At 72.7% G+C, this 20,540-nt stretch carries 19 protein-coding genes and 1 tRNA gene; 18 read left to right on the plus strand and 2 right to left on the minus strand.

What is annotated here, in order from left to right:
- Positions 1-86 precede the first annotated feature (86 nt).
- From AOA12_RS07795 to AOA12_RS07830, 8 genes are all read left to right on the plus strand, one after another.
- Positions 87-1,148, plus strand: coding sequence for a hypothetical protein (locus AOA12_RS07795; RefSeq protein ID WP_054681729.1), 1,062 nt, complete (start codon positions 87-89; stop codon positions 1,146-1,148).
- Positions 1,149-1,179: 31 nt separating this feature from the next.
- Complete coding sequence (locus tag AOA12_RS07800) at positions 1,180-1,851, plus strand: O-methyltransferase (RefSeq protein ID WP_054681731.1); 672 nt, start codon at positions 1,180-1,182, stop codon at positions 1,849-1,851.
- A 107-nt stretch (positions 1,852-1,958) separates the two neighbouring features.
- A complete protein-coding gene (gene eno, locus AOA12_RS07805) occupies positions 1,959-3,239 on the plus strand; it encodes a phosphopyruvate hydratase (protein ID WP_054681733.1) in 1,281 nt (426 codons plus the stop codon).
- A gap of 29 nt (positions 3,240-3,268) precedes the next feature.
- Positions 3,269-3,766: an FtsB family cell division protein gene (locus AOA12_RS07810; protein ID WP_231637201.1), complete on the plus strand. Its 498-nt coding sequence runs from the start codon at positions 3,269-3,271 to the stop codon at positions 3,764-3,766.
- Between the two features lie 89 nt (positions 3,767-3,855).
- A complete protein-coding gene (locus AOA12_RS07815) occupies positions 3,856-4,326 on the plus strand; it encodes a DUF501 domain-containing protein (RefSeq protein ID WP_054681735.1) in 471 nt (156 codons plus the stop codon).
- Positions 4,327-4,331: 5 nt separating this feature from the next.
- The gene (locus tag AOA12_RS07820; RefSeq protein WP_054681737.1) at positions 4,332-5,660 is read left to right on the plus strand and encodes a S8 family serine peptidase; all 1,329 of its coding nucleotides are present in this window, start codon (positions 4,332-4,334) and stop codon (positions 5,658-5,660) included.
- Entirely contained in the window at positions 5,657-7,033 is a 1,377-nt protein-coding gene (locus tag AOA12_RS07825) for an NAD(P)/FAD-dependent oxidoreductase (RefSeq protein ID WP_442922276.1), read from the plus strand. Before AOA12_RS07820 ends, AOA12_RS07825 begins: the two co-directional genes overlap by 4 nt.
- Before the next feature lie 51 nt (positions 7,034-7,084).
- Positions 7,085-7,157 (plus strand) — tRNA-Leu (locus tag AOA12_RS07830).
- 42 nt (positions 7,158-7,199) lie between these two features.
- On the opposite strand, the gene AOA12_RS07835 is transcribed toward AOA12_RS07830, so the two are convergent.
- Positions 7,200-7,727, minus strand: coding sequence for a helix-turn-helix domain-containing protein (locus tag AOA12_RS07835; protein ID WP_054681739.1), 528 nt, complete (start codon positions 7,725-7,727; stop codon positions 7,200-7,202).
- Between the two features lie 64 nt (positions 7,728-7,791).
- On the opposite strand from AOA12_RS07835, the gene AOA12_RS07840 reads away from it, so the two are divergent.
- The 3 genes from AOA12_RS07840 to AOA12_RS07850 all read left to right on the plus strand — a co-directional run bounded on the left by AOA12_RS07840 (position 7,792) and on the right by AOA12_RS07850 (position 10,357).
- The gene (locus tag AOA12_RS07840; RefSeq protein WP_082406072.1) at positions 7,792-9,042 is read left to right on the plus strand and encodes a benzoate/H(+) symporter BenE family transporter; all 1,251 of its coding nucleotides are present in this window, start codon (positions 7,792-7,794) and stop codon (positions 9,040-9,042) included.
- 158 nt (positions 9,043-9,200) lie between these two features.
- Positions 9,201-10,133, plus strand: coding sequence for a hypothetical protein (locus tag AOA12_RS07845; RefSeq protein WP_054681744.1), 933 nt, complete (start codon positions 9,201-9,203; stop codon positions 10,131-10,133).
- Positions 10,134-10,141: 8 nt separating this feature from the next.
- Entirely contained in the window at positions 10,142-10,357 is a 216-nt protein-coding gene (locus AOA12_RS07850) for a hypothetical protein (protein WP_054681746.1), read from the plus strand.
- 27 nt (positions 10,358-10,384) lie between these two features.
- On the opposite strand, the gene AOA12_RS07855 is transcribed toward AOA12_RS07850, so the two are convergent.
- Positions 10,385-11,359, minus strand: coding sequence for an AraC family transcriptional regulator (locus tag AOA12_RS07855; RefSeq protein WP_197281077.1), 975 nt, complete (start codon positions 11,357-11,359; stop codon positions 10,385-10,387).
- A gap of 677 nt (positions 11,360-12,036) precedes the next feature.
- On the opposite strand from AOA12_RS07855, the gene AOA12_RS07860 reads away from it, so the two are divergent.
- The 7 genes from AOA12_RS07860 (at position 12,037) to AOA12_RS07890 (ending at position 20,523) form a co-directional block, all read left to right on the plus strand.
- A complete protein-coding gene (locus AOA12_RS07860) occupies positions 12,037-13,272 on the plus strand; it encodes an alanine racemase (protein ID WP_054681750.1) in 1,236 nt (411 codons plus the stop codon).
- On the plus strand, positions 13,269-14,582 hold the full coding sequence (locus AOA12_RS07865; protein WP_054681753.1) for a D-arabinono-1,4-lactone oxidase: 1,314 nt from the start codon (positions 13,269-13,271) through the stop codon (positions 14,580-14,582). The genes AOA12_RS07860 and AOA12_RS07865 overlap by 4 nt, the downstream gene beginning before the upstream one ends.
- 81 nt (positions 14,583-14,663) lie before the next feature.
- Positions 14,664-15,230 carry a LemA family protein gene (locus AOA12_RS07870; RefSeq protein ID WP_054681755.1) on the plus strand — a complete coding sequence of 189 codons (567 nt, stop codon included), beginning with the start codon at positions 14,664-14,666 and terminating at the stop codon, positions 15,228-15,230.
- Positions 15,231-15,327: 97 nt separating this feature from the next.
- On the plus strand, positions 15,328-16,215 hold the full coding sequence (locus AOA12_RS07875; protein ID WP_054681757.1) for a M48 family metalloprotease: 888 nt from the start codon (positions 15,328-15,330) through the stop codon (positions 16,213-16,215).
- Positions 16,216-16,224: 9 nt separating this feature from the next.
- A complete protein-coding gene (locus tag AOA12_RS07880) occupies positions 16,225-17,412 on the plus strand; it encodes an AI-2E family transporter (protein ID WP_054681759.1) in 1,188 nt (395 codons plus the stop codon).
- Positions 17,409-18,635, plus strand: a complete 1,227-nt coding sequence (gene ilvA / locus AOA12_RS07885; protein WP_054681761.1) for a threonine ammonia-lyase — start codon at positions 17,409-17,411, stop codon at positions 18,633-18,635. The genes AOA12_RS07880 and ilvA overlap by 4 nt, the downstream gene beginning before the upstream one ends.
- A 52-nt stretch (positions 18,636-18,687) precedes the next feature.
- The gene (locus AOA12_RS07890; RefSeq protein WP_054681763.1) at positions 18,688-20,523 is read left to right on the plus strand and encodes a substrate-binding and vWA domain-containing protein; all 1,836 of its coding nucleotides are present in this window, start codon (positions 18,688-18,690) and stop codon (positions 20,521-20,523) included.
- The last annotated feature ends 17 nt before the right edge of the window (positions 20,524-20,540 follow it).

Below are 20,540 nucleotides of genomic sequence, written 5' to 3' on the forward strand. Positions count from 1 at the left end.
GTGATTGTGCCGATGAACCGGATGCCACGCACGCGCGTTGTCGGTGATCTACAACGCGACGACGTCGGACGCGGCATGATCGAGTCATGTCACGGAACGAGAGCGCACGCGTCCCCGCGCGCCGCCCCGTGCCCGCGAACCCGCGCCGGGCGCGGCACGCGTTCGTCTTCGCCGGCATCCTGCTGCCGGCGGCGATCGTCGTCGCGGGCGCCATGACGGCCTACATCCATCACGGCGATCCGCTCGCGTCCGTCGTCGTCGACGAGAACCTCGACGGCGTGCTCGACGACGACACCGTCCTGTTCCTGCCGCTGGGGATCCTGCTGGCGTCCGGCCTCGCCCTGCCCGCCGCGCTGAGCCTGTGGGCGGCGCCCCGCGTGCGGCGCGGCGCCCGCGGCATCCGCTACCGCATCCTGTCGGCGCTGTCGCTGGGCGCCGCGGTCTTCGTCACGATCGCGATGGTGCGCATGATGGTCCCGCCGCACGCGGCCGAGACCTGGGAGCCCGTCGCGGGCTCGCCCGCGCTGCCGGTCGCCGCCGCCGGAGGCCTGCTCGCCGCGATCGCGGGCTGGGCGGCGCAGCCGGCGATCGCGCGACGCGGGGAGCGGCACGAGCCCGCGCCGGGGCCCGACGAGGACGACGACGCGCTCTGGGAACGCCACCTCATGCTGTCCACCGCCGGCCTCGTCTCGCTCGCGGTGGTCTTCGTCCTGGCGACGGGCGCCGTCATCGGCATCCTCGTCATCGCGCCCGCGGGCCTGCTGTGGGTCGCCGCGCTGACGGCCCTGCTGCTCACGATCCTGGTGCTCGTGACGAACGTCGCCTTCCGGGCGCGCGTGGATGCCACCGGCCTCACCCTGCGGTCGGCGGCCGGCTGGCCGTGCGTGTTCGTGCCCGCCGACGAGATCGCGACGGCCACCGTCGTCACGGTGCATCCGATGGAGCAGTTCGGCGGCTGGGGGATGCGCCGGCTGCCCGGCGGGCGCCGGGCGGTCGTCGTGCGCGGCGGCCCCGGCATCGAGGTGCGGCTGCGCGACGGGGGCACGGTCACGGTCACGGCCGACGACGCCGAGGCGGGCGCGGCGCTGCTGCGCACCCTGCCGCGACGACCCCGCGGCGCGGACGGGCGCGACGGCGAGGGTGGTTGACGGCGCCGCCGGGCCGGGGTTGGCTGGGGGCATGACCGAGCAGCCCAGCGCCGACGCGTGGCAGCGCGTCGACGCCTACCTGACCGACGCCCTCGTGGGGCACGACCCCGTGCTCGACGCCGCGATCGCGGCGCAGCGCGAGGCGGGGATGCCGGCGATCGAGGTCGCCCCCGTGAACGCCAAGCTGCTGCACCTGCTGGCCCGTCTCGCGGGCGCGCGGCGCGTGCTCGAGGTCGGCACGCTCGGCGGGTACTCCACGATCTGGCTCGCGCGCTCCCTGCCGCCGGGCGGTCGCGTCGTGACGATCGAGGCCGAGCCCGCGCACGCCGCCGTCGCCCGCGCGAGCATCGACCGCGCGGGCGTCGGCGACCGCGTCGACATCCTCGTCGGGCTCGGAGCCGACGTCCTCCCGACGCTCGTCGGCGGCGAGCCCTTCGACCTCGTCTTCATCGACGCCGACAAGGAGTCGAACACGGTCTACCTCGACTGGGCGGCGCAGCTCGGCCGCCCCGGCACCGTGGTCGTCGTCGACAACGTCGTGCGCGGGGGCGCCGTCGCCGACCCCGCCGCGCAGACCTCGCAGATCCTCGGCGTGCGGGCGGGCCTGGAGATGCTCGCGGCCGACCCGCGCTTCGACGCGACCGCGCTGCAGACCCTCGACGCGAAGGGGTGGGACGGCGTGGCGATCGCGCTCGTCGCCTGAGGCCGCACGGCGAGGATGTCGGCCTGTGCCAGCGGCATCCGTCTCACTAGACTCGAAGGCGGGCCGACAACGCTCCCACCATCACCCTCCACGAACAAGGAGTCCCTGTGGCACTGATCGAGGCTGTAGGCGCACGCGAGATCCTGGATTCGCGTGGCAACCCGACCGTCGAAGTGGAGGTGCTCCTCGACGACGGCATCGTGCAGCGCGCCGCCGTTCCGTCGGGCGCGTCCACCGGCGCCTTCGAGGCGTACGAGCTGCGCGACGGCGACAAGAGCCGCTATGGCGGCAAGGGCGTGCTGAAGGCCGTCGACGCCGTCATCGACGAGCTCGGCCCGGCGATCGAGGGCATCGACGCGAGCGAGCAGCGCGTCATCGACGAGATCCTCATCGGCACCGACGGCACCGAGAACAAGTCGCGCTGCGGCGCCAACGCGATCCTGGGCGTGAGCCTCGCGGTCGCCAAGGCCGCCGCCGACAGCGCCGACCTGCCGCTGTTCCGCTACATCGGCGGGCCCAACGCGCACGTGCTGCCCGTGCCGCTGTTCAACGTCATCAACGGCGGCGAGCACGCCGACAACGGCATCGACTTCCAGGAGTTCTTCCTCGCGCCGATCGGCGCCGAGACCTACGCCGAGTCGCTGCGCTGGGGCACCGAGGTCTACCACGTGCTGAAGGGCGAGCTCAAGGCCGCCGGGTTCGGCACCGGCCTCGGCGACGAGGGCGGCTTCGCCCCCGACCTGCCGAGCAACCGCGAGGGCCTCGACTTCCTCATCCAGGCGATCGAGAAGGCGGGCTTCACGCCCGGCCGCGACATCGCCGTGGGACTCGACGTCGCCGCCACCGAGTTCTTCGCCGACGGCGTCTACACCGTCGAGGGGCAGGCTTGGTCGGCCGAGAAGCTCACCGACTACTTCGCCGACCTCGTCGCGAGCTACCCGATCGTCACGATCGAGGACGCGCTCGCCGAGGACGACTGGGACGCCTGGAAGGCGCTGACCGATGCGATCGGCTCGAAGGTGCAGCTCGTCGGCGACGACCTGTTCGTCACCAACCCCGCACGCCTGCAGCGCGGCATCGACCTGGGCGTCGCGAACGCGCTGCTCGTGAAGGTCAACCAGATCGGCACGCTGTCGGAGACGCTGGACGCCGTGGCCCTGGCCACGTCGAGCGGCTACCGCTCGATGCTGTCGCACCGCTCGGGCGAGACCGAGGACACCACGATCGCCGACCTGTCGGTCGCGACGAACTGCGGCCAGATCAAGACCGGCGCGCCCGCTCGCAGCGAGCGGGTCGCGAAGTATAATCAGCTTCTGCGCATCGAGGAGGAGCTGGGCGACGCGGCGGAGTTCATCGGCCGCGCGGCCTTCCCGCGCTTCAAGGGCTGACGCACGCGAACGGACGAGAGGGGGACGCCGTGGATTCCAGGACGGCGTCCCCCTCTCGCGTCGGCTCCCCGGGCGCCTCGCCCCGCGCCGGCACGGGCCGCGTGAGCGTGCGCGAGTGGTTCGCCGACGTGCGCTTCTCGGGGTTCGTCGCGATCATGCTGGGCCTCGTCGTGCTCGCCGTCTTCGTGCTGATGCCGACGGTGGGCACCTACATCGACCAGCGTCAGCGCATCGCCGAGCTCGAGCGATCGGTGCAGGCGAGCGCCGAGCAGATCGCCGAGCTCGAACGCGATCGCGAGCGATGGACCGACCGGGCCTACCTCGTCGCCCAGGCGCGCGAACGCCTCTACTACGTGTTCCCCGGCGAGGTCGTGTACCTCGTCGACAACGACCTGCCGCCGGTGCTCGCCGGCCCCGATCGCGCGCCCGTCAGCAGCGACGTCGAGCAGACCGTCGTCGACTGGCCCGCGCAGCTGCTGCGCTCGGTCGTGTCGGCCGGCGTCGCGCAGACGGTCACGAGCCGGTGACGCTCAGGTCGCATCCGGCCGGCCGCCGGTAGCCTGGGCGGGTGCCCGCAACTGCTCTGACCCCCGCGACCGCCGCCGATCTCGCCGTCATGCGCGCGCAGCTCGGACGTCCCATGCGCGGCGTCGTCGGCATCGCGGCACGGTGCGCGTGCGGCAACCCCGCGGTGGTCGCGACGGCGCCCCGCCTCGACGACGGGACGCCGTTCCCGACGTTCTACTATCTGACCCACCCCGGGGCGACGGCCGCGATGTCGGCGCTCGAGGCGGTCGGCGTCATGCAGGAGTTCAACGACCTGCTCGCCGACGACGCCGAGGTGGCGTCCGCGTACCGGGCCGCGCACGAGGCGTACCTCGCCGACCGCGCGCCCTACGGCGAGGTGCCCGAGATCGAGGGCGTCTCGGCGGGCGGCATGCCCACCCGGGTCAAGTGCCTGCACGCCCTCGCCGCCCACGCCCTGGCGGCCGGCCCCGGCGTCAACCCCATCGGCGACGCGGCCCTGGCGCGCGGCACCTGGTCGCCGCAGCGCTGCACGTGCGAGACCCCCGGGGACGCTCCGTGAGATCGATGCGCGCGGCGGTCGCTGCGGCGATCGTCGCCGCGACGATCGCCCTGGCGGGGGCCGCGGCGACCTCCGCCCCGGCGACGCCCACGCCGACGCCGACGCCGACGCCGAGCCCGACGGCGCCGGTCGATCCGATACGCGCCGCGCAGTACTGGCTCGACGACTACGGCATCCGCACGGCCTGGGAGACCACGCGGGGCGAGGGCGTGCGGATCGCGATCATCGACACCGGCGTGGGGCGCGGACCGGTCGAGTTCTCCGGCGTGGTCGGCGGCGCGGACTTCTCCGGCCTCGGCGCGTCCGACGGGCGGTCGTCCGTCGGCGCCGTCGACGCCGACCACGGCAGCTGGGTCGCCTCGCTGGCGGGCGCGCGCGGCACGGGCGCGGAGACGGGCATGCTCGGTGTCGCGCCCGACGCCGAGCTGCTCTCGCTGTCGATCGGCTTCGGCTCGTCGGTCTCGGTGCCGTTCGTCGAGCAGGTCGCCGACGCCATCCGGTGGGCCGTCGACAACGGCGCCGACGTCATCAACCTCTCGTTCACGACCAACACCCTCACGTGGGACCCGCTGTGGGACGACGCGTTCCTGTACGCGTTCGACAACGACGTGGTGGTCGTCGTGGCGGCCGGCAACCGCGGCAACGGGACGGAGGAGGTCGGCGCGCCCGCGACGATCCCCGGCGTCCTCACCGTGGCGGGCGTCGACCGCTCCGGCCAGGTGAGCCAGGGGGCGTCGACGCAGGGCATCACGGTGGGCATCTCCGCGCCGAGCGAGCAGCTGCTCGGGGTGTCGGCCGACGGCCGCGTCGTCCAGTGGGAGGGCACGGGCGGGGCGGCGCCGATCGTCGCGGGCATCGTGGCGCTCGTGCGCGCGGCGCACCCGGAGCTCGACGCGAACAACGTCATCAACCGCATCGTGAGCACCGCCCGCCCCGCCGCGGGCGCGACCGCCGTGCCCGACAACCTGTACGGGTTCGGGCTCGTGGATGCCGCCGCGGCCGTGTCGGCGCCGGTGGACGCGGTCGACGCGAACCCCATGGGCGACCTCGCGGAGTGGATCCGCCTGTACCGCCGCGCGGAGCAGACGCCGGAGCCGGAGCCGACCGTCGCGCCGGTCGACGTCCCCGCGCTTCCGCAGGCCGAGTCGGCGCCGCGGGTCTCGCCTCTCGTGCCCTCGACCGACACGCTCAGGTACGGGACGCTGCCGCTGGCGGCGGGAACCCTGGCCGCTATACTGGTCGCGCTCGGTGTCACCGCGGCTGCCCGGCGAATCCTTTCGACACGCGCAATGCGCACTCCGAACCCACGAACCGAGGAGTCTTTTCCACCGTGACCACCACCGTGCCCAAGATATTGATCGTCGGCGGCGGATATGCGGGTTTCTACACCGCGTGGAAGCTCGAGAAGCACCTCCGCAAGGGCGAGGCCGACGTCACGGTCGTCGACCCGCTGCCGTACATGACCTACCAGCCGTTCCTGCCGGAGGTCGCCGCGGGCGAGATCGAGGCGCGTCACGTCATCGTGGGCATGCGCCGTCACCTCAAGCGCACGCGCGTCGTGACGGCGAAGGTCACGGGCATCGACCACGCCTCGCGCACCGCGACGATCACCCCCGTGGTCGGCGAGCCGTGGCAGGAGACCTACGACCAGGTCATCGTGACGGCGGGCGCCGTGTCGCGCACGTTCCCGATCCCCGGCATCGCCGAGAACGCGATCGGGCTCAAGACGATCGAGGAGGCCGTCGCGATCCGCGACCGGATCATCTCCAACTTCGACCACGCCTCGAACCTCCCGCCCGGCCCGCAGCGCGAGCGCCTGCTGACGGTCGTCGTGGTCGGCGGCGGCTTCGCCGGCATCGAGGTGTTCGCCGAGACCCGCGCCCTCGCGTCGTCGCTGCTCGAGTACTACCCGGGCATCGGCTTCGACGAGACCCACTTCCACCTCATCGAGGCGATGAGCCGCATCATGCCCGAGGTCTCGCTCGAGACCAGCCAGTGGGTGCTGAAGGACCTCGCCAAGCGCGGCGCCTACGTGCACCTCGACACGCAGGTCACGGGCGCCGTCGACGGCAACATCGAGCTGTCGACGGGCGAGGTGATCCCGAGCGACGTGATCATCTGGACGGCCGGCGTCATGGCCAATCCCGAGGTCGTGCGCGGCAGCGACCTCCCCGTCGAGGAGCGCGGCCGCATCCGCACCCGCGCGGACCTGCGGGTCGGCACCGACGACGAGATCGTCGAGGGCGCGTGGGCGGCGGGGGACATCTCGGCCGTGCCCGACCTGACCGGGGCGGGCGTGGGGGGCTACTGCGTGCCCAACGCCCAGCACGCCGTGCGTCAGGCCAAGCTGCTGGCCAAGAACGTCGTGGCGGTGCTGCGCGGCGAGGAGCCGCAGCAGTACATCCACCACAACCTCGGCGCCGTGGCCGGCCTGGGCCTCTACAACGGCGTGTTCCAGTCGGGCAAGATCGCCCTCAAGGGCTTCATCGCCTGGGTTGCGCACCGCGGCTATCACGGTCTCGCGATGCCGTCGTGGGAGCGCAAGTGGCGCGTCTTCGGCGACTGGTGGCACAACTTCTGGCTCGGCCGCGAGAACCTCTCGCTGCAGACGGTGCAGAACCCGCGCTACGTCTTCGAGGAGTTCGCGGCCCGGCCGCGTCCCGCCGCACCCGAGACCGGCGCGGTCAAGACGCCCGCGTCGAGCTAGCCGCGCGACGGGGCGCCCGCGGCGGACCCGCTACCGTGGGACGTGCTGTGGGCCCCCGTAGCCCAATGGCAGAGGCAGGCGACTTAAAATCGCCTCAGTGTGGGTTCGAGTCCCACCGGGGGCACGCGACGCGCCGGAGCAGCGGCATGCCGCTCGCCGCCGGCGGTCAGTCCCGCCAGCGCATGACGAGCACGCCCTCGGCGACGTCGTCCCCGAGGGCGCGATAGCTGTGCTCGACGTCGGCCGTCCAGGTCGCGGCGTCGCCGGCCTCGAGCGTGGCCTCCTCGCCCCGCCCGCCGACGCGTGCGCTGCCGCGGGTCAGGACGAGGTGCTCGGTGACGTTCGGCCCGTGCGCCTCGGACACGTGCGGCGGGCCGGGATCGAGCCGCAGCAGGTAGACCTCGACCGTCAGGCCGTCGCTCGTGCTCGAGTCCAGCAGCCGGGCCGTGATCCCGGGGGACCGGACCTCGGCGCCCGCGCGTTCGGCCAGCAGCCACGACAGGGGCGCCCCGAGGGCGTCGCCGAGCGCATAGAGCGTCGAGAGGGTGGGGTTGCGGATGCCGTTCTCGATCTCCGACAGCGAGCCCTTGCCGATGCCGGCGAGGCGCGCCAGGGCGGCGAGCGACAGTCCGCGGACGGCGCGGGCCGTCCGCACGCGTTCGCCGATCAGCGTTGACAGCTCGTCGCTCTCCATCGCCCCAGCCTAGTCGCCAGGGTTCTGTTTGCAGAACGATGCGTCGCCCTCTACGGTTCTGTTTGTGGAACGATGGCTGTGGCGTCCGATATCGGTGGGGGTGACCGCCGCGCTCGTCGGCTTCCTGAGCTCGTTCGCCGTGGTGCTCGCGGGACTCTCGGCCGTGGGGGCGACGACGGCGCAGGCGACGACGGGGCTGATCGCCCTGTGCGCCCTGATGGGCGCGGGGACGATCCTCCTGACGCTGCGGCACCGCACGCCGTTGATGCTGGCCTGGTCGACGCCCGGCGCGGCGATCCTCGTCTCCGCGGGGGCGGCCGAGGGCGGCTGGCCCGCGGCGGTGGGCGCCTTCCTCGTCACGGGGCTGATGATCGTGCTCACGGCCGCGCTGCCGGCGCTCGGCCGGCTCGTCGCGGCGATCCCCGCACCGCTCGCGCAGGCGATGCTGGCCGGCGTCCTGCTCACGCTGTGCGTGCAGCCGGTGATCGCCTTCGCACAGACGCCGCTGATGGTCGGGCCCGTGCTGCTCGCCTGGGTGGTGCTGGCGCGCTTCGCGCCGCGGTGGGCCGCCCCGGTGGCGTTCGCGCTCGCTCTCGGGATCGCGGTCGCCGACGTGCTCGCGCGGGGGGAGGCGCTCGTCGTGGCCTCCCCGCTGCCGACGTTCACGATGCCGTCGTTCACGTTCCCCGCCCTCATCGGCATCGCGCTGCCGCTCTACATCGTCACCATGGCGTCTCAGAACGTGCCGGGGGCGGCGATCATGGCATCCTTCGACGTCGCCGTGCCGTGGCGCGAGTCGCTGTTCCTCACCGGCGCCGGAACCATGCTCGGATCGCCCGCGGGCGGCCATGCGATCAATCTGGCGGCGATCACCGCCGCGCTGTCCGCCTCGGCCGAGGCGCATCCCGACCGCCGGCGCCGCTGGATCGCCGCGCACGCCGCCGGATGGGCCTATCTCGTCCTCGGTGCGCTCACGCCGCTGCTCGTCGTGCTCGCCGCCGCCGCGCCGGCCGGTCTCATCGAGGCCGTCGCCGGGCTCGCCCTGCTCGGAACGCTCGCCTCCGCGCTGTCGGCGGCCGTCGCCGAGCGATCCCGGCAGGTCGCGGTCGTCCTCACCTTCGTCATCGCGGCGAGCCCCGTCGTCCTCCTCGGCATCGGCCCGAGCCTCTGGAGCCTCGTCGCCGGCCTGATCGTGTGGGGGCTGTCCGCGGCACGGCCGTTCCGGGGCCCGACCGGCCCCTCGGCCGTGCGCGCCGCGGCCCGTCCGCGGGGGAGGCGGCCGGAAGGGCACGGGTCCCCGGACCCGCGCGGATGATCCGGCGGTCGTCGTCCACGGCGGGACGGCCCGGAGCGTCGTTCGCTACGCTAGGAGGCGCCACGGGAGAGGCCAGAGGCGACGGTGCTCAGCGCACGCCGCGGTTCTCAGGCTCTCGACGAGGGGCGCGCACGGAGCAGACGCCGAGAGGGAGACCGATGAAGACGAGACGATCCCGGGCGATCATCGCCGCCCTCTCGCTCGCCGTGATGGCGGGGGCGTCCGTGATGACGGGCTCCTTCGCCGCCGCCGAGCAGGCCGTCGACGCGACCCCGAGCGAGGCGGGCGTGCAGCGGCCGGCGTCTCAGGCGGCGGGGACCTACGCCTACAACGCGGGGCATCCGATCTTCTTCGGCTCGCCGGGCAGCAATCCGGGGTCGTGCACCGGCGGCTACACCGTCTACGGCACCTCGGGGTCGTTCATCCTGACCGCGGGGCACTGCGGCACCGTCGGCGGCACGGTCTACGGCACCGGGGCGGCCTTCGGGACGCTGGCCCACAAGAAGAACGGGGCTCCGCACGGAGACTCCGCGCTGATCTCCTTCTCCTCGAACGTCATCGCGTACCAGATCGTGGTCAACCCGCTCAACGGCGCCCGTCCGGGACCGGGCGGGCAGGGACGCATCACCGGGATCATGCCGACCTCGGAGCAGACGACGGGCAAGGCCGTGGGCAAGATGGGCAAGACCAGCGGCTGGACCGAGGGGACGATCGTCGGCACCTACGACTGGAAGGGCGTGGACGCGGTCCTGGCCGACTACCCGAGCGGCAAGGGCGACTCGGGCGGACCCGTCTGGCGCTGGGACTCCGCGGGCCTGCGGGCCGTCGGCATCAACGTCGGCTACGTCACCCAGGGCCAGGGCGGTCCCTACGTGGCCGGTGTGTACCTGCCCATCGAGACGGTGCTGAGCCAGTGGGGCGCGAGCATGAACGTGTTCTCCTCGGCCACGGCGCGGCAGGCGGACGGCGTGCTCGGAGCGGACCGGCCGTCGGAGGCGCTCAGGAAGGTGTCGCCCGGTCCGGTCACGGACCTGCCGGTCGGTCTTCCCGACATCTGCGCCGACATCGACTGCGTGTTCGTCGAGGGATGACGCCCGCCATGTGGAAGCGAGCCGTGGTGACCGCGGGGCTCCTGGTCGTGCTCGTCGCCGCGGGCGGGCTCGCCGCCTCCGCCAGCGAGGACGAGCGCATGCCGCACGTGGATCAGCCGTCGCCCCATCTCACGACCGTGACGCCCGGCCCGTCGGAGATCTCGCCCGACCTCCGCGACATCTGCGCCGACATCGACTGCGTGCCGGTGGAGTCGGGGCGCTGAGGGCGGCCGCGCCGACCCGGTCCCGCGTCAGCACTCGTTCCGGATGCGTGACGGCGTGCTGCCGTAGAGACGTTTCATCGCGTAGCGCATCGAGTCCACCGAGCCGAACCCCGCGCTCTCCGCGATCTCGGCCATGCTCAGGTCGGAGGCGCCCACGAGCATCTCCTTCGCCCGCGTGGCGCGGGCGCGCATGAGCAGGGCGCCGACCGTCACGCCGGCCGACGAGCACACGCGCTCCAGCGTGCGGCGCGTGACGCCGAGCTCGCGGGCGATCTCGCCGACGGTGAGGTGCGGCTCGCCGAGCCGCCGTTCGACGACGTCGACGAGTGCGCCGATCAGCGGGTCCTCGTTCTGCGGGAAGTCCTGCGACGTGAGCGTGTGGGCGATGCTCCGCAGGATCTGCACCGTGGGGCCCACCGTGTCCTCGTCGTGGTCGGGCGTGGTGTCGAGCAGCGCGGCGAGGAAGAGGAAGAACGGGCCGTGCAGGGTGTTCTCCCGCACCGTCGACGTGGGCGATCGCGGCGACCGCCGGTGCGCCTCGATGGACGGCGATCGGAAGTCGGCGTCGGTGAGCCCCGCGTCGCGGTAGTCGAAGCTGAACACCAGCACGTCGAAGGCCTCGGTCGCCGAGAGCCCGACCGCGGTCGAACCGGGTCGCACGACGCACACGCCGGTGTCGACGTGCGAGGTCGTGCTGCCCGTGACCGTGATGTCCCCGCGATTGATGAAGACGTACATGCAGCGGTACTTCGACGCGAGCCGGTCGCGGGGCCAGAGCGCGTCGATGCTGCGAGCGCTCACCCGGGCGATCATGTAGTGCCGGAGCCGGGCCAGCGTCGTGACGGCGCTGTCGATCCCCTTCAGGCTCAGGCGCGAGCATCCCGTCTGCAGGATCTCCGCCCGCAGCAGCGCGTCCGCCGACGCCTGGTCGAGGCCGCGCATGCGACGTACCTGTAACCCGAAGCCCTCGGTGCTCCCGCTGTCGGCCGTGTTCGTGTCCACTCCTCGCCCCCCTCGCGCGGACGGGTGGGGTCTCCGGACGGATCCGTCCGCCGATGCCGCTGCGTCGCTGACATCGTCGGCGCCCCCGCCGCCGTGACCACCGGTGTCCCCCGCCCCTCGCCTGCCCCGTTCCCCCGCACCCGTGAAAGGATGCCCTGACGATGCGAGCGTATTGCCTCGAAGGCGACGGCGGCGGTCATGCGCGGCCGTGGAAAGAGGCCTCTCTCCGAGGCCCCTCCGGCGAACGCGCGGAACGACGCGGAGCGCGGGCCCGTCGTGATCATCGGGGCGAGTACGGCGGCACCCCCCAGTGTCGCCGTACTCACCCCGACGACCACGTCGAGGCCGTTCGTCGTCTTCTTCTCGCATGCCCGCATCGCCCGGACCCGCATCGCCCGGACCCGCACCACCCGGACCCGCACCACCTCAAGGGGCAGCCGAGGACGCGGGCGTCCATGTCGTTGCCTCCTTCGGGGATTCGTGCGTCATCGACCGCGCGAACACCGCGTTCGTCGCACATCGCTCACCCATGCTCGACGGCATTCGACGAACGACGGTGGCAAACCGAAGAATGCGTCGATGGCAACGCAGAACCCGCCAACTTCGCGGCTCGGTTAGCCTGACAACGTCGCGCGACCGCGCCGTGCCGGGAGACCCGTACGTAAGGAGCCTGCCCCATGAGCCTCGATCTTGTGCAGGATGCCGGCGTCGCGCACGAGCCGTGGACCGATCCGGCCGCGTACTGGCCCGCCCGCACCGCGGCCGTGAGCGCGCTGTCCGGGCCCGTGGCGACCATCGACGTCGACGCGCTCCGCTTCAACGCCCTCGACCTGGTCGTGCGCGCGACCGGCGTGCCGATCCGGGTCGCCAGCAAGTCGGTCCGCGTTCGCGGCGTGCTCGACGCCGTGCTCGGCATCGCGGGATACCGCGGCATCCTCGCGTACACGCTCCCCGAGGCGCTCTGGCTCGCCCGCACCCACGATGACGTCGTCGTCGGCTACCCGACGGCCGACCGCGCGGCGATCGCCCGGCTCGCCGCGGACGAGCAGGCGGCGGCACGCGTCACGCTGATGGTCGACGACGTCGCCCAGCTGGATCTGATCGACGCCGTCGCGGCGCCGGCGGGGCGCCCCGCGCTGCGCGTCGCGATCGACGTCGACGCCTCGTGGCGGGCGCCCGTGCTCGGCCATCTGGGCGTGCGCCGATCGCCCGTGCACGAGCCCGCCGAGGCCGAGCGCCTCGCCCGCCGCATCGTCGCGCGCGACGGCTTCCGTCTCGTCGGCCTCATGATGTACGAGGCGCAGATCGCGGGCCAGCCCGACGCCGCCGGCGGCCCCGACGACGCGGCGATCCGGTGGATGCAGCGCCGCAGTGCCCTCGAGCTGCGCGAACGCCGGGCGCAGATCGTGGCCGCCGTCGACCGCGTCTCGCCCCTCGAGTTCGTCAACGGCGGGGGAACGGGCTCGCTCGAGTCGACGGCGGCCGACCTCGCCGTCACCGAGGCGACCGCCGGCAGCGGGCTGCTCGCCGGTCACCTGTTCGACCGCTACCGGGCGTTCGCACCCGCCCCGGCCGCCGCCTTCGCCCTCGAGGTCGTGCGCAAGCCGGCCCCCGACATCGTCACGGTGCTCGGCGGCGGATGGATCGCGTCGGGACCGCCGGCCGCCTCGCGGCAGCCCGTGCCGGTGTGGCCGCGCGGCCTGCGCACGCTCGCGCGTGAGGGCGCGGGCGAGGTGCAGACGCCGCTGCGGGGCGACGCGGCGCGCCGTCTCGCCGTCGGCGACCGCGTGTGGTTCCGGCACGCGAAGAGCGGCGAGCCCGCCGAGCACGTCGACCGGTACCACCTCGTGCGCGACGGGCGCATCGTGGGCGAGCTGCCCACGTATCGCGGCGAGGGGCGGGCGTTCCTGTGACCCGGCCCGGCGGCGTCTGGCAGAACTGGGCGCGCACCGAGCGCGTGCGTCCCGTGCGCGTCGAGCACCCGCCCACCGTCGCGGCCGTGCGGCGCTCCGTGCACGCCGCGGCCGCGCGGGGCCTGCGCGTCAAGGCCGTCGGCGCGGGGCACAGCTTCAGCGGCGTCGCCGTCGCGCCCGACGTGCTCCTCGACCTCAGCGACCTGACGGGCCTCGTCGACCTCGACCGCGAGCGGGGCCGGGCGCGTCTGCTCGCGGGCACCAGGCTGCACCGCATCCCCGCCCTGCTGGCGCCGGCCGGCCTGGCGATGCAGAACCTCGGCGACATCGACCGCCAGTCGATCTCGGGAGCGATCTCGACGGGCACGCACGGCACCGGCCGCCGTCTCGGCGGGATCGCGACGCAGGTCGTCGCGGTCACGCTCGTGACCGCCGACGGAGAGCTGCTCACGATCGACGAGCACCAGAACGCCGAGCTGCTGCCGGCGGTGGTCGTGGGCCTGGGCGCCCTCGGCATCGTCGTCGACGTCACCCTGCAGTGCGTCCCGGCGTTCGCGCTGGCGGCCGCGGAGCGTCCCGAGCCGCTCGACGCCGTGTGCGACGCGGTCGTGGCGCGCGCCGAGGAGGCCGACCACTTCGAGTTCTTCTGGTTCCCGCACACCGACCTCGCGCTCACCAAGACCCTGACGAGACTGCCCGCCGACGCCCCCACGCGGCCGCTCGGCGCGGCGTCCCGGTTCGTCGACGACATCGTGATCGGCAACGGCGCGCACCAGGCGCTGTGCTCGATCGGACGCGCGATGCCGCCGCTCGTCCCGGCGATCAACCGGCTGTCGGCGCGCGTGTGGGGCGACCGCGCGTTCTCCGACCTCTCGCACCGGGTGCTCGCGACGACGCGCGGCGTGCGGTTCCGGGAGATGGAGTACGCGATCGCGCTCGACGACCTCCCGCGTGCGCTGCGGGCAGTGCGCCGGCTCGTGGAGGAGAGCCGCTGGCGCATCGAGTTCCCGATCGAGGTGCGCACGAGCGCCGCCGACGGCCTCTGGCTCTCGACCGCGCACGAGCGGGCGACCGGATACATCGCGGTGCACCGGTACGCACGCGCCGACCACACCGCGTACTTCGCCGCCGTCGAGGAGGCGATGCGCGCGCTCGGCGGGCGGCCGCACTGGGGCAAGATGCACACGATGGACGCCGACGGGCTGCGCCGCGTCTACCCGCGGTTCGACGACTTCGTCGCGCTGCGCGACCGCCTCGACCCGGGGCGCGCGTTCGCCAATCCGTACCTGACCCGCGTGCTGGGTGAGTAAGGGCTGGGAACTGCTCGCCAGGTCCGCATCGGCGTCTGAGCGCGTCGGTAGGATGGGAGCACAATCGATGGGAGAACCGCAATGGAATTGCTGATCCCGATCCTGATCATCGTCGGTCTCGTCGTGATCGTCGGCATCTACCTGTGGGCCACGTACAACTCGCTGGTCACGCTCAACGTCCGCGTGGACGAGGCGTGGAGCGACATCACGGTGCAGCTCAAGCGACGGGCCGACCTGCTGCCGAACCTGATCGAGGCGGTCAAGGGCTACGCGGCGCACGAGAAGGCCGTCTTCGAGAACGTGACGCGCGCGCGGGCCGAGACGCTGTCGGCGCAGAGCCCGGCCGACGCCGGCGTCGCCGAGGGGCACATGCAGCAGGCGCTGAAGTCGCTGTTCGCCGTCGCCGAGGCGTATCCGCAGCTGCAGGCGAGCCAGAACTTCCTGCAGCTGCAGCAGGCGGTCGTCGACACCGAGGACAAGATCCAGGCGTCGCGCCGGTTCTACAACGGCGGCGTGCGCGAGCTCAACACCAAGATCAAGGTCTTCCCGAACAACCTCTTCGCCCGCAACCTCGGCTTCCGCGAGCGCGAGTTCTTCGAGGTCGTCGACGGGGCCGCCATCGCCGAGCCGCCGCGGATACAGTTCTGACCCGGTCCCGACACGCCGGCGGCTGAGCCGCCGGCACTCGACCAGCGGGGGCGCGAACGCCCCCGATCGGCGGCATTCCACCAGCGGGGTGTGACCCATGTACACCGCGATCGCTCGCAACAAGCGCAACACGTGGCTGATCCTGACCGGCTTCGTGCTCTTCCTCGGCCTGATCGGGCTCGCCGCGGGCTGGCTCGCGGGCAACAACTGGTTCATCACGGCGTTCGTGCTGATCTTCGCCGCGGGCTACGCGACCGTGCAGTACTTCGCCGCCGACCGCGAGGCGCTCGCGCTCGCGGGCGCCGTCGAGGTCACCGCGCAGGAGGCGCCGCGATTCCACCGCATCGTGGAGAACCTGTGCATCACGACGGGCGCGCCCATGCCGCGCCTCTACGTCGTCGACGACCCGGCGCCGAACGCGTTCGCCACCGGGCGCACGCCCGACAAGGCGGCGATCACGGTGACGACGGGGCTGTTCGAGCTGATGACCGATCGCGAGCTGGAGGGCGTGCTCGGTCACGAGCTCGGCCACATCCGCAACTACGACATCCGCGTGTCGCTCGTCGTGTTCGGGCTCGTCGTCGCCGTGGGGATGCTCGCCGACATGTTCATGCGCATGGCCTTCTTCGGCGGCGCGCGCCGGAGCAACAACGCGCAGGCGCAGCTGCTCTTCCTCGTCTTCGGCGTCGTCGCCGCGCTCGTCGCGCCCCTGTTGGCCGGCGCGGTGCAGGCGGCGATCTCGCGCCAGCGCGAGTACCTCGCCGACGCGACGAGCGCCATGACGACGCGCGACCCCGACGGCCTGGCGTCCGCCCTCGGCAAGCTCGCCGAGCACGGGCAGCCGCTGCGCAAGGCGAACACGTCGATGGCGCACCTGTGGATCAGCGATCCGCTGCGGCCCGGGGCGATGACGCGCCTGTTCGCGACGCACCCGCCGCTGCCCGATCGCATCGCACGCCTCGGCCGCATCGGCGGCGAGTTCTAGGATTGACGAGTGAGCGGTAAGGAAGAGCCGAAGCGGGGATCGCTGCGAGACGCGCTGCGCACGCGCGTGCTGTCCAACGACGTCACCGACCATCTGCCGCGCGCGCTGCGCGTCACGACCGCCTACGCGTGGCGGTTCGTCGTGATCGTGGCCGCCGCGGCGATCCTGGTGTGGCTGATCATCCAGCTCAAGCTGCTCGTCATCCCGCTGCTGATCGCGATCCTCGTGACCGCGCTCGTCTGGCCCGCCTTCACCTGGTTGCTGCGGCACCGCGTCCCCCGCTGGATCGCGATCGTGATCAGCGTCGTCGGCACGCTCGCCGTCATCACCGGGCTGTTCTACCTCGCGATCTGGCAGATCACGCGCGAGTGGGCGTCCGTGCGCGAGCGCACGCTCGGGGCGATCGACCAGCTGCGGCAGTACCTCATCGACGGACCGCTGCACCTCACCGCCGAGCAGATCGACGATCTGCTGAACCAGGCCGGGTCGCTGCTGGAGCAGCAGGCGTCGATGCTGTGGTCGGGCGCGCTCGCGATCGGCACCACCGTGGGGCACGTGGCCACGGGCGCCCTGCTCGCCCTGTTCATCCTGCTCTGCACGCTCGCCGACGGGGCGGGCATCTGGCGCTGGACGCTGCGGCTGTTCCCCGCGACGGCGCGGCCCGCGGTCAACGGCGCCGGCAAGGCCGGCTGGGTCACGGTCGTCAACTACGCGCGCACCCAGCTTCTCGTCGCCACGATCGACGCGGTCGGCATCTCGCTCGGCGCGTTCCTGCTCGGCGTGCCGCTCGCGATCCCGATCGGCGTGCTCGTCTTCCTCGGCGCGTTCATCCCCTTCGTCGGCGCCGTCGTGACGGGAGCGCTCGCGGTGTTCCTGGCACTCGTCTACAACGGCCCGTGGATCGCGCTGTGGATGCTCGTCGTCGTGCTCGGCGTGCAGCAGCTGGAGGGCCACGTGCTGCAGCCGCTGCTGATGGGCTCCGCGGTGAAGGTGCACCCGCTCGCCGTCGTGCTCGTCGTCGCCGGGGGAGCCATGATCGCCGGCATCCCGGGAGCCCTGTTCGCGGTGCCGCTCGCCGCGTTCGTCAACGTCGTGGCGATCTATCTCTCCAGACGGCAGTGGGAGACCGGCGACCTGCCCGGCCCCGACGAGCTGATCTGGAGCACCGTGCCACGTGGAAAGGAAGACCGGTCGTGACCATCCCCACCCTGGCCGAGTTCGAGGACGCCGCGCGCGTCCTCGCCGACGTCATCACCGAGACCCCGATGGAGGGGTCCGATCATCTGAGCGACGTGCTCGGCGCACCGGTGTGGCTGAAGCTGGAGAACCTGCAGCGCACGGGCTCGTTCAAGATCCGGGGCGCGACCTACCGGCTCTCCCGGCTGAACGAGCAGGAGCGCGCCCGTGGCGTCGTCGCCGCGTCGGCCGGCAACCACGCGCAGGGCGTCGCGCTCGCGGCGCAGAAGCTGGGCATCCCCGCGACGATCTTCATGCCGCTCGGCGTCCCCGTGCCCAAGCTGCTCGCGACGCGCGGGTACGGCGCCGACGTCGTGCTGGAGGGCGCGACCTTCGAGACGCCCATGCGGCTGGCCGTCGAGTTCGCCGAGCGCACGGGCGCCGTGCTCATCCACCCGTTCGACCACCGCGACGTCATCATCGGCCAGGGCACGCTCGGCCTCGAGATCTACCGCGCCGTGCCCGACATCGAGACCCTCCTGGTCGGCATCGGCGGCGGCGGCCTCATCGCGGGCGTCGCGGCCGCGGTCAAGGCGTGCGCGGCGGCCGACGGCCGCACGGTGCGCGTGATCGGGGTGCAGGCCGAGAACTCGGCGGCGTTCCCGGCCTCCCTCGAGGCGGGCGAGCCGCTCACCGTCGCGACGACGCCGACGATCGCCGACGGCATCGCGGTCGCGCGCCCCGGCGACCTGACCTTCGAGGTCGTGCGCGAGCTCGTCGACGAGGTCGTCACGGTGAGCGACGACGACATCGCGCGCGCCCTGCTCGTGCTCCTCGAGCGCGCCAAGCAGGTCGTGGAGCCGGCGGGCGCGGTGGGCGTCGCCGCGATCCTCGCGGGCAAGGTCACGGCGAGCGGACCCACGGTGTCGATCCTGTCGGGCGGCAACATCGACCCGCTGCTGCTGCAGCGCGTGGTCGCGCACGGCCTCGCCGCGTCGGGCCGCTACATGACGCTGCAGGTCCCGCTGCCCGATAGGCCCGGGCAGCTCGCCCGCGTCGCCGAGCTCCTCGCCGTCGCGGGCGCGAACGTCATCGAGGCGATGCACACGCGGCACGGGCAGGGCCTGCAGATCAGCGACGTCATCCTGCAGCTCAGCGTCGAGACCCGGGGCGAGGAGCATCGCCGCCAGGTGATCTCGATCCTCGAGGACGCGGGCTTCCGGCCGCGCATCGTGCCGGACTGACAGAGTGATGAGAGCGATCGGATCCTGTGGATCACATGGGTAGTGTGGATCTATGTCGCTCTCGTCCGGTCGCCCCGCACGCTCCCGCTCTCGACGACGTCTCACCCGCATCGCGGCGCTGGCCGCGGTCGCGGCCGTGACGCTCACCGGCTGCACCGGCACCGGGTCGACCGAGTCCGACGGGATCTTCGAGAGCGACGGGTGCACGCACATCGTCGTGGCGACCTCGTCCGAGAAGGTCAACATGCTCGACGCGCTCGCCGAGGCGTTCAAGCAGTCGCCCGAGCACGACGCCCTCGACACGTGCGCCACGGTGCGCCCCATCAACGTCTCGTCGGGCAACGCCGCGCGCTTCCTCACCTCGGGCGAGGAGTGGCCCGCGCAGGACCGCGCGCTCTGGCCGACGCTGTGGTCGCCCGCGTCGACCGTGTGGACCGACCGCGTCGCGGCGGCGGCGCGACCGGCGCTCGTCGGCGATCCCGTCTCGTTCACGCGCACGCCGGTCGTGTTCGGCATGCCCGAGCCCATGGCGCGGGCGCTCGGCTGGCCCGACACCCCCCTCAGCATCTCGTCGTTCGCCTCGATGTGCCAGGACCCCGCCGGCTGGGGCAGCGTCGGCAAGTCGATCTGGGGCTCGTTCAAGATCTCCAAGACCAACCCGAACACCTCGACGACGGGGCTCTCCGCGATCCTCATGCAGTCCTACGAGGCCACGCAGAAGAGCGAGGGACTCACCGCCGCCGACGTCGACGCGGCCGCCGACTTCTCGCGCGTCTTCGAGGAGTGCGTCATCCACTACGGCGACACGACCGGCAACGTCCTCACGACGCTCTACAACGACACGCAGCACGGCGCGGGCGGCTCCGGCTACGTCTCGGCCGTCGCGCTCGAGGAGACCTCGCTGCTCAACTACAACCTGGGCAACCCCGACTCGCACACCGTGCAGCCCGGCGAGACGCTCACGCCGCCGCGCGAGAAGCTCGTCGCGGTCTATCCCGAGGGCGGCTCGATGTGGTCGGACAACCCCATCACGGTGCTCGGCGCCGACTGGGTGACGCCCGAGCAGCGCACGGCCGGCGAGGCGTTCGTCGCCTACCTGTCGACGAAGCCCGCCCAGGAGATCCTGCCGGAGTACGGCTTCCGCCCGCTCGACGAGTCGGTGCCGCTCGGCGAGCTCTTCACCGCCGCGTACGGCGTCGACCCCGCACAGCCGGCGATCACGCTGCCCAAGCCCGAGGTGAGCGTCATCTCGGCCGCGATCGATCAGTGGACGCAGGTGCGCAAGCCCTCGTCGGTGCTGGAGCTCATCGACATCTCCGGCTCGATGGACGAGTCCATCGGCGACGGCCGCAGCCGTCTCGACGGCGCGATCGAGGGCGCCCAGACGACGCTCGGCCACTTCCGCCCCACGGACGAGGTCGGCGTGTGGGCCTTCACGACCGGCATCCGCTCGGAGGCGGGCGAGGGCGTGGAGGTCATGCGCGACATCGTGGCGCTGAGCTCCGACCGGGAGAGCCTCAACGCGACCCTCGACGACCTGCGCTACGCGAACCGGGCGGGCACGCCGCTCTACGACGCGATCGCCGCCGCCTACGACGTCATGACGGCGCGCGCGGAGCCCGGGCGCATCAACGCGATCGTCGTGCTCTCCGACGGGCAGGACACCGACTCGCGCCTCTCGCTCGACTCCCTGGTCGCGCGGATCTCGCCGTCGTCCGCCGAGTCGACGGACAGCGCGCGCGTGCGGATCTTCCCGATCGCCTACGGCGAGGACGCCGACACGACGGCGCTGCGCCGCATCGCGGACGCCACGGGCGGGCAGCTGTTCGACGCGTCCGACCCCGAGCGCATCGACCTCGTGTTCGCATCGGTCATCAACAACTTCTGAGCCCGACATGGAGGCAC

The sequence above is a fragment of the Microbacterium sp. No. 7 genome (genome assembly GCF_001314225.1).
GTDB lineage: Bacteria > Actinomycetota > Actinomycetes > Actinomycetales > Microbacteriaceae > Microbacterium.

What these genes read in the sequence shown, in the direction of transcription:
- AOA12_RS07795 (WP_054681729.1), top strand. Translation starts at nt 87, where the DNA reads ATGTCACGGAACGAGAGCGCACGCGTCCCCGCGCGCCGCCCCGTGCCC.
- AOA12_RS07800 (WP_054681731.1), top strand. Translation starts at nt 1,180, where the DNA reads ATGACCGAGCAGCCCAGCGCCGACGCGTGGCAGCGCGTCGACGCCTAC.
- AOA12_RS07815 (WP_054681735.1), top strand. Translation starts at nt 3,856, where the DNA reads ATGCGCGCGCAGCTCGGACGTCCCATGCGCGGCGTCGTCGGCATCGCG.
- AOA12_RS07820 (WP_054681737.1), top strand. Translation starts at nt 4,332, where the DNA reads ATGCGCGCGGCGGTCGCTGCGGCGATCGTCGCCGCGACGATCGCCCTG.
- AOA12_RS07835 (WP_054681739.1), bottom strand. Translation starts at nt 7,727, where the DNA reads ATGGAGAGCGACGAGCTGTCAACGCTGATCGGCGAACGCGTGCGGACG.
- AOA12_RS07845 (WP_054681744.1), top strand. Translation starts at nt 9,201, where the DNA reads ATGAAGACGAGACGATCCCGGGCGATCATCGCCGCCCTCTCGCTCGCC.
- AOA12_RS07850 (WP_054681746.1), top strand. Translation starts at nt 10,142, where the DNA reads ATGTGGAAGCGAGCCGTGGTGACCGCGGGGCTCCTGGTCGTGCTCGTC.
- AOA12_RS07860 (WP_054681750.1), top strand. Translation starts at nt 12,037, where the DNA reads ATGAGCCTCGATCTTGTGCAGGATGCCGGCGTCGCGCACGAGCCGTGG.
- AOA12_RS07870 (WP_054681755.1), top strand. Translation starts at nt 14,664, where the DNA reads ATGGAATTGCTGATCCCGATCCTGATCATCGTCGGTCTCGTCGTGATC.
- AOA12_RS07875 (WP_054681757.1), top strand. Translation starts at nt 15,328, where the DNA reads ATGTACACCGCGATCGCTCGCAACAAGCGCAACACGTGGCTGATCCTG.
- AOA12_RS07890 (WP_054681763.1), top strand. Translation starts at nt 18,688, where the DNA reads ATGTCGCTCTCGTCCGGTCGCCCCGCACGCTCCCGCTCTCGACGACGT.